The organism is Wenjunlia tyrosinilytica (assembly GCF_014646055.1).
GTDB classification, from domain to species: domain Bacteria; phylum Actinomycetota; class Actinomycetes; order Streptomycetales; family Streptomycetaceae; genus Wenjunlia; species Wenjunlia tyrosinilytica.
In genome coordinates this window covers 18,797-30,774 of record NZ_BMMS01000048.1, presented here as the reverse complement: position 1 = coordinate 30,774, position 11,978 = coordinate 18,797, and the positions used below count along the sequence as shown (strand labels likewise).

At 68.3% G+C, this 11,978-nt stretch carries 8 protein-coding genes and 2 riboswitches; of the genes, 7 read left to right on the top strand and 1 reads right to left on the bottom strand.

The window, feature by feature from the left end; genetic code table 11:
* Window positions 1–528: 528 nt before the first annotated feature.
* A complete protein-coding gene (locus IEY86_RS32990) occupies window positions 529–1,788 on the bottom strand; it encodes a haloacid dehalogenase-like hydrolase (protein WP_189135584.1) in 1,260 nt (419 codons plus the stop codon).
* A 698-nt stretch (window positions 1,789–2,486) separates the two neighbouring features.
* Between IEY86_RS32990 and IEY86_RS32985 the strand changes: the two genes are divergently transcribed.
* From IEY86_RS32985 to gcvH, 7 genes are all read left to right on the top strand, one after another.
* Window positions 2,487–3,989, top strand: coding sequence for an amino acid permease (locus tag IEY86_RS32985; RefSeq protein WP_189135583.1), 1,503 nt, complete (start codon window positions 2,487–2,489; stop codon window positions 3,987–3,989).
* On the top strand, window positions 3,986–5,347 hold the full coding sequence (locus IEY86_RS32980; RefSeq protein WP_189135582.1) for a glutamine synthetase family protein: 1,362 nt from the start codon (window positions 3,986–3,988) through the stop codon (window positions 5,345–5,347). Before IEY86_RS32985 ends, IEY86_RS32980 begins: the two co-directional genes overlap by 4 nt.
* Window positions 5,344–6,171 carry a gamma-glutamyl-gamma-aminobutyrate hydrolase family protein gene (locus tag IEY86_RS32975; protein ID WP_229698980.1) on the top strand — a complete coding sequence of 276 codons (828 nt, stop codon included), beginning with the start codon at window positions 5,344–5,346 and terminating at the stop codon, window positions 6,169–6,171. Before IEY86_RS32980 ends, IEY86_RS32975 begins: the two co-directional genes overlap by 4 nt.
* Window positions 6,168–7,562, top strand: coding sequence for an aldehyde dehydrogenase family protein (locus IEY86_RS32970; RefSeq protein WP_189135581.1), 1,395 nt, complete (start codon window positions 6,168–6,170; stop codon window positions 7,560–7,562). Before IEY86_RS32975 ends, IEY86_RS32970 begins: the two co-directional genes overlap by 4 nt.
* Before the next feature lie 4 nt (window positions 7,563–7,566).
* Window positions 7,567–8,334 carry a 3-oxoacyl-ACP reductase gene (locus tag IEY86_RS32965; protein ID WP_189135580.1) on the top strand — a complete coding sequence of 256 codons (768 nt, stop codon included), beginning with the start codon at window positions 7,567–7,569 and terminating at the stop codon, window positions 8,332–8,334.
* An 89-nt stretch (window positions 8,335–8,423) separates the two neighbouring features.
* A riboswitch (glycine riboswitch) is annotated at window positions 8,424–8,523 on the top strand.
* A gap of 1 nt (window position 8,524) precedes the next feature.
* Window positions 8,525–8,626: riboswitch (glycine riboswitch) on the top strand.
* Between the two features lie 50 nt (window positions 8,627–8,676).
* Window positions 8,677–11,544: an aminomethyl-transferring glycine dehydrogenase gene (gene gcvP / locus IEY86_RS32960; protein WP_189135579.1), complete on the top strand. Its 2,868-nt coding sequence runs from the start codon at window positions 8,677–8,679 to the stop codon at window positions 11,542–11,544.
* Between the two features lie 44 nt (window positions 11,545–11,588).
* Entirely contained in the window at window positions 11,589–11,960 is a 372-nt protein-coding gene (gene gcvH, locus IEY86_RS32955) for a glycine cleavage system protein GcvH (protein WP_189135578.1), read from the top strand.
* The last annotated feature ends 18 nt before the right edge of the window (window positions 11,961–11,978 follow it).

Below are 11,978 nucleotides of genomic sequence, written 5' to 3'. Positions count from 1 at the left end.
GCCCACCGAACCCGAACCGCAGATCACCCCACAACCGGAACCGAAACAGTTGCCCTGACTACACCACCCCACGGGACATGACCCACCGCCGTGAACCGGACGGGAAAGAAGGTGTTCGACAAGCCGCTGCCCAACAGTTGTGCCGTGTCCGAGCACGCGGCGGGCCGCATGCTCGGATCTCCGGCGCCGGTCGGAGCAGTCGGCCTCAGGCGGCAGGGTGAGCTGTCGGGGCAGGACCGGGAGCGCGGCCTCGGCCGAACCGAACGGGCCCGGCCTGCACGTGTGCCTCCTGCTCCGACCCGCCCACCTGCCGAGCCACGCGCGTTCGCCCGGCGTATCTGTGCGGGCTGCTCCTTCCGCGGAACGGAGGAACGGCAACACGGAGGGTGTCTGCGTACTCTCCGGGATGGAGCGGCAGCAGCGGCGTGGGGGCAGGCCGCAGGGAGGGAGGGGGCTCAGCGCTGGGGGAAGAGGTGTGAGGGCGCCACGGCTGCAGCCGTGGCGCCCTCGACGTTCGTGATCCGCCGCTCAGTACACGGTGTCGGCCTGGTCAGGGATGACACTGCCGTTGGTGTCGATGACGGGGCCGGTGGTGCCGTTCGAGTTGACGTAGGCGCTGGTGGAGCACGGGTAGGGCGAGAGCAGGGCTCCCTTGGGCTTGATGAACATCGGGTTGATCAGCCACTTCGCGTCGCTGTTGTAGTAGGCGCGGCACATCAGCTCGGCCTTGTTGCGGTTGATGACCAGGCGCAGGCCGGTCGCGTCGGTGACGAAGGTGACGTCGGTGTTGGAGTCGCCGGCGGCGAATGCCTGCCGCTTGGAGGCCGGCTGCTGCTCGAACGCGGCGGCACCGGACACGCCCAGTATTTCCTGGTTGATGAAGCAGCGCTTGCCGTCGATGTAGGTGATCACGGAGTCGGCGGCGGCTCCACCGCAGCTGTTGAGGTGGTAGGTCAGCTTGCCTTGTTGGGTACCGTTGCGGATGCCGACCACGTTGTCGGGCCGTATTCCGAGAGTCTGGGCCCAGACCTGCACCACCGGCTCCGGCGAGGCTGTGATGATCCGCACGTCGAAGCCGGCACGTCCCAGCGTGCTGATCAGGTCGCGCTGCTGGTCGTAGTAGCGGACCCAGGCGGTTACCTGGTGAGTGCCGACGGCCTGGGTGGCGCCTTCGGGTGCGGCAAGGTTTTCAGCACGCGCTTCCGCGGCGAAGTTCCTGACCTGCTGCGCGCTGTGTCCGGCGAGCAGCTGCGCGGCCCATGCATAGGAAGGTTCGATACGCCTGGCATCGAATCCGCTGAACGCCGGGGCACCCTGGGTGGTGGTGCCGTTGCTGTAGACCGAAAGGATCTCGTCGGCGCACTGTGTGTTGCTGCTGGTGGGCAGGGGCTTTCCAGCGGGCGCACTGCTCCCGCACGCCGTGCCCAGTGCGGTGCCGGCCGCGGTGGTGAGATAGCGGCTGGTGGCCGACCAGTCCTTGGCGGGGGGCTGGAGCACCTTGTCGTTGCGCAGCAACCAGAAGGTGGTGGCGTCTCCGACGTCGTTCTTGACGACCGTGTTGTCCCAGTCGAAGAGCGCCAGCGGGCGCTTGCCCGGGCCCTGGCATTCGCCTTCCGCGTCGATGAACTTCTGCAGCGCCTGACGGTTTTCGCCGTACCAGGTGAGGCTGGAATCGAGGGTCGGACAGTCACGGTGCTTCGTCGGCGGGGTGGCGAGGGCGATGGGGACTGCTGCGGCCGCGACGAGGACGGCAGCGGCGACGGGGATGGCCCATCGGCGAGTTTTCATGGGATCACCTTCGGGTCGAGAGGAGGCGGAGGATTCGGTCCGCCGCCGGAGGAGGTGCTGCTACGGCCGCATGCACGGCAGTTTCACGACGCCTGGGAACAGACAGCAGTGCGGGGCCGCAGTCGGCGCGACTGCGCCCCGTGCGTGCCGAGCCCCTGAGGACCGCCGATGACCGGAGCCCACCCCCAAGCATTGGAATATTTTCATACCTTTATCTCAATGCTGGAACGTATTGAGGCACTGCGGAGGGCGTCCCGTCAAGAGGCCTGCCGGGGATCCCCGGCAGGGCCCGCTGGGCGGCGGGTGCGGAGCGTGCACCGCACCCTCGCCGCGCCGGGCCACTGGCGCCGTCGCCACTGAGCCTGCAGTTCCCTCGGTGGAGACGGGCCGCCACGGCAAGGGAACGGCGCCTGCGGCCGGGGTCCCGCCCACAGCCGCGCGGCAGCGACCTCCCAGTCCCGCACATGACGACAAATCAGCCACCGGAAAGCATTGACGCCGCCGATCGGGGATGACACATTCCCCCCATCACTCCAATGGACTCAATCTGATCCATTGGATCGAGGGAGCGCATCGAGCCCCTTCGAAGCCACAGCATGCAAAGGAGGTGCCCTATGGCTCCTGCACGGTCAGAGGACGACGCCGGGGTGAACTCATCGGCCGCTCGGTCCGCGGCAGGCGCAGCACCCGGTCCGGGCATGTCCGCCGACGAGAAGCGGCTGCAGGAACTGGGCTACACCCAGGAGCTCGCCCGCTCCATGTCTGGGTTCTCGAACTTCGCGGTTTCTTTCTCGATCATCTCTGTCCTGTCGGGCTGTCTGACCCTGTACGGCTTCGGCATGAACACCGGCGGTCCGGCGATGATCATCTGGGGCTGGCCTCTGGTGGGGCTGATGACGCTGTTCGTCGGTCTGGCGATGGCCGAGGTCTGCTCCAGCTATCCGACGGCGGGGGGCCTGTACTACTGGGCGGCCAAGCTCGCCCGGTCGGGCGGACCGGCCTGGAGCTGGTTTACCGGCTGGTTCAACTTCCTCGGGCAGGTCGCGGTCACCGCCGGAGTCGACTTCGGCGCGGCGTTCTTCGCCAATGCCTTCCTGGACATGCAGTTCGGCTTTGCGGCCACCCCTGAGCACGTGATCATGCTGTTCGGCGGGATCCTGCTGGCCCACGGCCTGCTCAACACTCTTGGCGTGCGTCTGGTGTCGGTCCTCAACAATGTCAGCGTGTGGTGGCACATCTTCGGTGTGCTGATCATCGTGGGCGCCCTGGTTGCGCTGCCGTCCCATCACGCTCCGGCCGAGTTCGTGTTCACCAAGTTCGTCAACAACACCGGCTTCGGCAATCCCTTCTATGTGGCCATGCTGGGCCTTCTGCTCGCCCAGTACACCTTCACCGGCTACGACGCCTCGGCCCACATGACCGAGGAGACGCGGGACGCTGCCCGCTCGGGGCCGCGCGGCATCGTGATGTCGATCGTCGTCTCCCTGGCCGCCGGCTGGGTTCTGCTGCTGGGCATCACATTCGCCATCCAGAACTACGATGGGGCCCTGGGCAGCGCGACCGGCGTTCCCCCGGCGCAGATATTCATCGACGCGGTCGGTTTCACCAGTGCGAAGCTGCTGCTGCTCATCGTGATCGGCGCACAGTTCTTCTGCGGGATGGCCTCCGTAACCGCCAACTCCCGCATGATCTACGCCTTCTCCCGCGACGGGGCGCTGCCGGGATCACGTTGGTGGCACCAGATCAACAAGAAGACCCAGACCCCCACCAAGGCGGTATGGCTCGCGGCGGTCTGTGCGTTCTCCCTGGGTCTTCCCTACCTGTGGAACACGACGGCCTACGCGGCCGTGACCTCCGTCTCGGTCATCGGTCTCTACATCGCCTACGTCATACCCGTGTTCCTGAAGCTACGTCTGGGCGACGACTTCCAGCGCGGCCCATGGCACCTGGGCCGCTGGAGCAAGCCCATCGGCCTCGTTGCGATCTGCTGGGTCGGGCTGATCTCGGTGCTGTTCATGCTTCCCAGCACCAGCCCCATCACGGCTACCACGTTCAACTACACACCCGTCGCGGTTCTCGCTGTCCTCGGCTTCGCCGGAGTGTGGTGGCTGGTTTCGGCCCGCCGCTGGTTCTCCGGTCCCAAGATCCAGGGTTCTCCCGAGGAACTGGCCGCACTTGAGAGGGAACTGGAGTTGCGATGACCCACCAGGGACGTATCACCCTCGACAGGCTGCGCAGCCTCGTCGCGGACGGCAGCATCGACACGGTCGTGCTGGCCATGACCGACATGCAGGGACGCCTGCAGGGAAAGCGGATCGCCGCGGACTACTTCCTCACCGACGTGCTCCCCCACGCCGCCGAAGCCTGTGGCTATCTGCTCGCCGTCGACACGGAGATGAACACCGTCGACGGATACGACATCTCCTCCTGGGAGACCGGTTACGGCGACCTGGTCCTGACGCCGGACATGTCCACGCTGCGCATGGTTCCGTGGCACCCTGCGACCGCCATGGTCCAGTGCGACGTGACGGCCCACGACGGCACCCCGGTGTCCGTCTCACCCCGGCAGATCCTGCGCCGGCAGCTCGACCGGCTGGCGGAGCACGGACTGAGCGCATACGCCGGGACGGAGCTGGAGTTCATCGTCTTCCGCGACAGCTACGAGCAGGCCTGGGAGAAGAACTACCAGCACCTGGTTCCCGTCAACCAGTACAACGTGGACTACTCCATCCTCGGAACCGGCCGGGTGGAGCCGCTGCTGCGCCGGCTGCGCAACGAGATGGCCGGCGCCGGTCTCACCGTGGAGTCCGCCAAGGGCGAGTGCAACCTGGGGCAGCACGAGATTGCCTTCAAGTACGACGAGGCTCTCATCACCTGTGACGACCACTCCGTCTACAAGACCGGAGCGAAGGAGATCGCCGCCCAGGAGGGGGTGAGCCTGACCTTCATGGCCAAGTACAACGAGCACGAGGGAAACTCGTGCCACATCCACCTGAGTCTGCGCGACAAGGACGGCGCCCCGGCCATGGCCGGGGCGGGAGTACACGGATTCTCCCCTCTCATGGAGCACTTCCTGGCAGGCCAGCTCGCCTGCCTGGCGGACTTCTCGCTCCTGTTCGCCCCCACCGTCAACGCCTACAAGCGGTACGTTCCCGGCAGTTTCGCCCCCACTGCGATCGCTTGGGGCCGTGACAATCGCACGTGCGCCCTGCGGGTGGTCGGCCACGGCCCCTCCCTGCGGTTCGAGAACCGTGTCCCGGGCGGTGATGTGAATCCCTACCTCGCGGTGGCGGCCCTCATAGCTGCCGGCCTGCACGGCCTGGAGAACCGGCTCCCTCTGGAACCCCAATTCGTCGGCAATGCCTACGCCTCGGACGCTCCCCGGGTCCCCAGCACCCTGCGGGACGCGGTGGAGAGGTTCGAGGCCAGCCCTGCGGCGTCGCACGCGTTCGGCAAGGACGTGGTGGGCCACTACACCAACGCCGGCCGGGTGGAACTGGCGGCGTTCGACGCGGCGGTGACCGACTGGGAGCGTCGCCGTAGTTTCGAGCGGCTGTGAACGCGCTCGGCGGGCCCGCAGCCCCGCACCGGCCGACACCCGGGCCCCTGTGGCCGTCCCCGCCCCCGCCCCGTCCTCGCAGCCGTCCCATCGACCTCCGGCCCGCCCTCGCCAGCAGGCCCCTCATCGGGGTCAGCAGCTACCTCGACGAAGCGGCCTGGGGCCCCTGGCAGCAGCCGGCGGCCCTGATCCCGCAGGCATACATCGATGCACTGACCCGTGCCGGAGGCACTCCGGTGCTGCTGCCCCCGCAGGGCGGCGGCGCGGATCATGTCGTCGAGGCTCTCGACGGACTGCTGCTCAGCGGTGGCCCCGATATCGATCCCGCGCGCTACGGGGCCACCGCCCACCCGAGGACCGGCGCACCCAACACCATGCGGGATGACTGGGAGTTCGAGCTTGTGCAGGCCGCATTGGAGAGGGACCTTCCGGTTCTGGGTGTGTGCCGGGGGATGCAGGTGCTCAACGTCTCACTGGGCGGGGAGCTGATCCAGCACCTGCCCGACCGGGTGGGCTACGACGGTCACCAGCCCGCTCCGGCGACGTTCGCGCAGCGGGCGGTGCGCATCCGACCGCGCAGTGTCCTGGGCGGCATCCTCGGCGGTGCTGCACGGGTGAGCTGCTATCACCACCAAGCGATCGAGCGGCTCGGGACCGGGCTGCTGCCCGCCGCGTGGAGCGAGGACGAGACGGTGGAGGCGGTCGAGCTGCCGGGCCACCGCTTCGTCGTAGGGGTGCAGTGGCATCCCGAGGCCGACGCCGAGGACACCCGGCTGTTCGAGGCATTCATCACGCACAGCAGGAAGGAGAGGAGCGATTCATGACCCAGACACTCAGTCCTGGCACGACCACCGCCTCCCACGACGTGGTCAACCCGGCAACAGGGAACGTCATCGAGACGGTGGCGCTGACGACGCTGTCACAGACCGACGCGGCGATCGCCCGGGCTCACGCCGCATACGCGACGTGGCGGCGGGTGGCCCCTGCCGACCGGGCACGGCTCCTGCGTGCTTTTGCGTCCGCGGTCGATGCAGATCGTGAGCACCTGGCTCAGCTCGAGGTGGCCAACGCCGGCCACACGGTCGGGAACGCCCGCTGGGAGGCCGCCCATGTCCGCGATGTGATCGACTACTACGCCGGCGCGCCCGAGAGGAACTTCGGCCGCCAGATCCCTGTCGAGGGGGGACTCGACGTCACCTTCAAGGAATCGCTCGGCGTGGTCGGTGTGATAGCGCCGTGGAACTTTCCCATGCCGATCGCAGCCTGGGGCATGGCCCCGGCCCTGGCAGCCGGGAACACGGTGGTGCTCAAGCCGGCGGAACTCACCCCGCTGACAGCGATACGTCTGGCCGAACTGGCCCTGGAGGCGGGTATCCCCCCCGGCGTGTTCCAGGTCCTTCCCGGTCGGGGCTCCGTCGTCGGCGAACGCTTCGTCACGCACCCTGACGTGCGCAAGGTCGTCTTCACCGGCTCCACCCAGGTCGGCAAGCACATCATGGCAGGCTGCGCGCAGCAGGTGAAGCCGGTCACCCTCGAGCTGGGCGGCAAGAGCGCCAACATCGTCTTCGCCGATGCAGACCTGGTCAAGGCGGCCGACGCCGCGCCGCTCGCGGTCTTCGACAATGCCGGGCAGGACTGCTGCGCCCGGTCCCGGATCCTGGTGCAGCAGTCGGTGTTCGACGACTTCATGACGCTGCTCGAACCGGCAGTGCAGGCCGTCAGGGTCGGTGACCCCAGTGATGAGGCCAACGACATGGGGCCGCTGATCTCGGCCGCCCACCGGGCCAAGGTAGCCGCCTACGTCCCTGAGGACGCCCCGGTCGCCATCCGCGGCACCGCACCGGAGGGGCCCGGATTCTGGTTCCCGCCCACCGTCCTGACACCCCTTGGGCACGACGATCCGGCCTTCACCGAGGAGATCTTCGGACCAGTCGTCACTGTCGTCCCCTTCACCGACGAGGTCGACGCCGTACGCATCGCGAACAACAGCGAGTACGGCCTGTCAGGCTCCATCTGGACCCGCGACGTGGGCCGGGCGCTGCGCGTCGCCCGGGGTGTCGAGGCCGGGAACCTGTCCGTCAACTCCCACTCCTCGGTGCGCTACTCGACTCCGTTCGGCGGGTTCAAGCAGTCCGGCCTGGGCCGTGAGCTCGGCCCGGACGCGCTCGACGCATTCACCGAGACCAAGAACATCTTCATATCCACGAAGGAGTAGGACCATGACCAACCGACTGGACGGCCGCGTCGCCGTCATCACCGGAGCCGGCAGCGGCATCGGCCTCGCCAGCGCCCGTCGCCTTGCCTCGGAAGGGGCCAGGGTGGTGTGCGTGGACCTCGACGATGTCTCCGGAAAGAACGCCGCCGCCGAGGTCGGCGGACTGTTCGTCCAGGCCGACGTCACCGACGAGGACGCGGTGCGCGCCATGTACGACACGGCGGTCGCCGAGTACGGGAGCGTGGACATCGCCTTCAACAACGCCGGCATCTCGCCCCCGGACGACGACTCCATCCTGACCACCGGCATCGACGCCTGGCGCAGGGTGCAGGAGGTGAACCTCACCAGCGTGTACCTGTGCTGCAAGTACGCCATCCCGCACATGCAGCGCCAGGGCCGGGGATCGATCATCAACACGGCCTCGTTCGTCGCCGTGATGGGAGCAGCCACCTCGCAGATCTCCTACAGCGCCTCCAAGGGCGGCGTGCTGTCGATGTCACGGGAGCTGGGCGTCCAGTTCGGCCGCGAGGGCATCCGGGTGAACGCCCTGTGCCCGGGCCCGGTGAACACCCCTCTCCTGCAGGAGCTGTTCGCCAAGGACCCCGAGCGTGCCGCCCGGCGCCTGGTCCACGTTCCCCTGGGCCGGTTCGCCGAGCCGGACGAACTCGCCGCTGCCGTGGCCTTCCTGGCCAGTGACGACTCCTCGTTCATCACGGCCAGCACCTTCCTTGTCGACGGCGGTATCAGCGGCGCCTATGTGACACCCGTTTAGGCCGCGCGGGCCCTGCGGGGGGACATGCAGCCCCCGGCAGGGCGCCCGGTCAGGGCGGACGCGACAACACAACTGAACATCGCGCCATTCGAACCCGAGTGGGAGAGCCCCCTGGACCGCCGACGGCAGGGGCGCCGAAGGAGCAACCACTCTCCGGACACTCTCAGGCACCGGTACCGCCCGGGTAAGGCGCACTCTGGAAAGCAGGCGCCCTCGGCGCCTCGCCGACGGGGAAACCCGCGCCCCTAGCAGGTGCGGTGAAACTCTCAGGCCCAAGGACAGAGCGGGAGAGCCACCGATCGCTCGCCGACGCCGCCGTCGGCACCAACGAACGGAACCTCCGTGCACCACACTCGCCCTCTGGCCCACTCCGACGTACAGCCCTTCACTTCACGGCACATCGGCCCGTCTCCCGATGATCAGCAGAAGATGCTGGCCCATCTGGGATACCAGGACCTGGACGCCCTCGTCGCGGCGGCCGTCCCGGCCGGCATCCGCAGCAGTCGGCCCCTGGACCTGCCCGCGGCGGCCTCCGAGCCGGACTTGCTGGCGGAGCTGAAAGAGCTGGCGGCCCGCAACCGTCTGATGATCTCCATGATCGGACTCGGCTACCACGACACCTTCACGCCGCCTGTGATCGTCCGCAATGTGCTGGAGAACCCTGCGTGGTACACGGCCTACACGCCGTACCAGCCGGAGATCTCCCAGGGCAGGCTCGAAGCGGTCCTGAACTTTCAGACCATGGTGGCCGACCTGACCGGTCTGCCTACCGCCAACGCCTCGCTGTTGGACGAGGCGACTGCTGCTGCTGAGGCCATGGCCATTTCGGTGCGGGCAGCCCGGGGCCGCACCGCTTTCCTCGTCGATCAGGACTGCCTACCGCAGTCGGTAGCAGTGCTCTGCACCCGTGCGGAACCGCTGGGTGTCGAGGTCGTCGTCGCCGACCTGGCCGGCGGCCTACCCGACGGAGACTTCTGCGGTGTGCTACTGCAGTACCCGGGGACGAGCGGGCAGGTGCGCGACGACCGGGCGCTCGTCGCCGAGGCCCGGGCCCGGGGAGCGCTGGTGACAGTGGCAGCCGACCTGCTTGCCCTTACCCTGCTCCGTCCGCCCGGTGAGATCGGCGCGGACATCGTGGTCGGCTCCGCGCAGCGGTTCGGTGTGCCCATGGGCTTCGGCGGGCCGCACGCCGGCTACATCGCGGTGAGAGAAGGGCTGGAGCGTCTGCTTCCGGGCCGCATCGTGGGTGTCTCCCATGATGCGGACGGGCAGCCCGCCTATCGCCTCGCCCTGCAGACCCGCGAGCAGCACATCCGCCGCGAGAAGGCCACGAGCAACATCTGCACGGCCCAGGTCCTGCTTGCTGTGATGGCGGGCATGTATGCGGTCCATCACGGACCGGAGGGACTGCGTGCGATCGCCACGCGTGTCCACCGCCACGCCGTGGTGCTGGCCGCGGGTCTGCGCGCCGGCGGCATCGATCTGGTGCACCAGGAATTCTTCGACACGGTCCTCGCCCGGGTCCCCGGGCGGGCGGTCTCCGTGGTGGCCGCGGCTCGCGACCGGGGCATCAACCTGCGGCTCGTCGACGGCGATCACGTGGCTGTCAGCTGCGACGAGATCACCGAACTCGAACATCTGGCCGCTGTCTGGGAGGCCTTCGGCTGCCCCGCACCTGACGAGGAGGAGATCGGCCGGAACGCCCCCGACGCGCTCCCCCGTACGCTGCTTCGCAGCAGCGGCTTCCTCAGCCATCCGGTCTTCCACCGGTACCGTTCCGAGACCGCGATGCTGAGGTACCTGCGCCGGCTCGCGGACCGCGACCTGGCGCTGGACCGGACGATGATCCCGCTCGGCTCCTGCACCATGAAGCTCAACGCGACCTCCGAGATGGAGGCCATCACCTGGCCCGAGTTCTCGCGCATCCACCCCTTCGCGCCGCTGGACCAGGCCGAGGGCTACCTCCACATCATCAAATCCCTGGAGACGTACCTCCTCTCGATCACCGGGTACGACGCGATCTCCCTGCAGCCCAACGCCGGATCCCAGGGCGAGCTGGCCGGTCTCCTCGCGATCCGGGCCCACCACCGGGCCGCCGGCCAACCGCAGCGCACCGTGTGCCTCATTCCCTCCAGCGCCCACGGCACAAATGCGGCTTCCGCCGCCATGGCCGGCATGCGCGTCGTCGTCGTCGCCTGCGCCGACGACGGCAACGTCGACCTGGCCGACCTGCACTCCAAGGTGAACACGCACCGGGACACCCTCGCCGCGATCATGGTGACCTACCCGTCGACCCACGGCGTCTACGAAGAGGGCATCCGCGACATCTGTGCCCTGGTGCACGACGCCGGAGGCCAGGTCTACCTGGACGGCGCGAACCTCAACGCACTGGTCGGCCTGGCCCGGCCCGGCAGGTTCGGGGCCGACGTCTCGCACCTCAACCTGCACAAGACATTCTGCATCCCGCACGGCGGCGGCGGCCCGGGCGTCGGACCAGTCGCCGTACGAGCCCACCTGGCGCCCCATCTCCCCACCCACCCGTTGGTCCCCGAGGCAGGTCCGGCAGGCGGTGGAGGTCCCGTCTCGGCCGCACCCTGGGGATCGGCCGGCATCCTGCCCATCGCATGGGCCTACGTCCGCCTGATGGGTGCCGCAGGCCTGACCCGGGCGACACAGGTCGCCGTCCTGTCCGCCAACTATCTCGCCGCCCGTCTCGCACCGCACTTCCCGATCCTGTACACCGGCGCCGGCGGTCTGGTGGCGCACGAGTGCATCCTGGACCTGCGGCCACTGACCCGGCAGACCGGTGTCACAGTCGACGACGTCGCCAAACGGCTCGTCGACTACGGGTTCCACGCCCCCACGATGTCCTTCCCCGTGGCGGGAACGCTCATGATCGAGCCGACAGAATCGGAAGACCTCACCGAGATCGACCGCTTCTGCGAGGCGATGACCGCCATCAGAGGCGAGATCGACGCGATTGCCCAGGGCACCAGCAACCGGTCCGACAACCCGCTGCGAAACGCCCCCCACACCGCGCAGATGCTGGCCGGGGACTGGCCCTACCCGTACTCCCGGGCCGTCGCGGCTTACCCCCACGACCGGCTCCGCCTGGACAAGTACTGGCCGCCGGTGCGGCGAATCGACGGCGCGAGCGGCGACCGGGCTCTTGTCTGCTCATGCCCGCCCATCGACACATACGCCGGATGACCCACCCGGCAGGCACCCAACTACCCTCCGCGAAAGGGAACGCTATGAGCATCCCGCAGAACCTCAAGTACTCCAAAGACCACGAATGGCTGGCAGCCGAAGACGGCCTCGCCACCGTCGGCATCACCCAGCACGCCGCCGACGCACTCGGCGATGTCATCTACATCCAGCTCCCCCAGGTCGGCGACCGCGTGGAGGCCGGGCAGCAGTGCGGGGAGATCGAGTCGACCAAGTCCGTCAGCGATCTGGTCGCCCCCGTCTCGGGCGAGATCGTGGCACTGAACGAGGCGATCGCCGAGGACCCCGGTGCCGTCAACACCGATCCCTACGGAACCGGCTGGCTTTTCAAGGTCCATATCGCCGAGGAGCCGGGCGACCTGCTCTGCGCCGACGAGTACATCGCATTCGCCGGCTGACCGAGACCACGACCACGA

Excerpts from the sequence above, each read along its gene's own strand:
- IEY86_RS32985 (WP_189135583.1), top strand. The coding sequence starts at position 2,487 with ATGTCCGCCGACGAGAAGCGGCTGCAGGAACTGGGCTACACCCAGGAG.
- IEY86_RS32990 (WP_189135584.1), bottom strand. The coding sequence starts at position 1,788 with ATGAAAACTCGCCGATGGGCCATCCCCGTCGCCGCTGCCGTCCTCGTC.
- IEY86_RS32970 (WP_189135581.1), top strand. The coding sequence starts at position 6,168 with ATGACCCAGACACTCAGTCCTGGCACGACCACCGCCTCCCACGACGTG.
- gcvH (WP_189135578.1), top strand. The coding sequence starts at position 11,589 with ATGAGCATCCCGCAGAACCTCAAGTACTCCAAAGACCACGAATGGCTG.
- IEY86_RS32980 (WP_189135582.1), top strand. The coding sequence starts at position 3,986 with ATGACCCACCAGGGACGTATCACCCTCGACAGGCTGCGCAGCCTCGTC.
- IEY86_RS32965 (WP_189135580.1), top strand. The coding sequence starts at position 7,567 with ATGACCAACCGACTGGACGGCCGCGTCGCCGTCATCACCGGAGCCGGC.